The organism is Blastococcus sp. VKM Ac-2987 (assembly GCF_026967805.1).
Lineage (GTDB): Bacteria > Actinomycetota > Actinomycetes > Mycobacteriales > Geodermatophilaceae > Blastococcus.
On record NZ_JAPVBG010000011.1, the window covers coordinates 1 to 515 of the forward strand.

The 515-nt window shown below is 76.5% G+C and carries 1 protein-coding gene; it reads left to right on the forward strand.

The genetic code is table 11. The annotated features are described in order from the left end of the window. Window positions 1-515: PKD domain-containing protein (locus tag O2W17_RS22190; RefSeq protein WP_269194659.1), on the forward strand; the 515-nt coding region annotated here is incomplete at both ends.

The window sequence follows — 515 nt, forward strand, 5'->3', positions numbered from 1 at the left end:
AGGCCCCCGGTGGGGTCAGCCTGGGTGGCTACCTCTCCGGTAGCGCCACCGCCCCGGTCGACGTCCGCTTCACCGAGCTGGCTGTCGCCCCGGTCGGTGCACTGCCGGTGCCCCCGCCGGCGGCCAACGTCGCGCCCGCGGCGGAATTCGCGTCGGTCGTGACGGGTCTGGCGACCTCCGTCGACGCATCGGCGTCCACGGACACCGACGGCACCGTCGCCTCCTACGCCTGGGACTTCGGCGACGGCGGCACCGGCACCGGCGTCCGCGCCACGCACGACTACGCGGCGGCCGGCACCTACACGGTGAAGCTGACGGTGACCGACGACGACGGCGCCACCGGCACCGCCGAGCGGGCGGTCACCGTGGCCGCGGTCGAGCCGGAGCAGCCGCAGGAGCCGGAGCAGCCGCAGGAGCCGGAGCAGCCGGTCGACCCGGCGGTGCTGGCGGCCGACTCCTTCGACCGGTCGGTGACCGGTGGGCTGGGGACGGCGGACGCGGGTGGGCCGTGGACC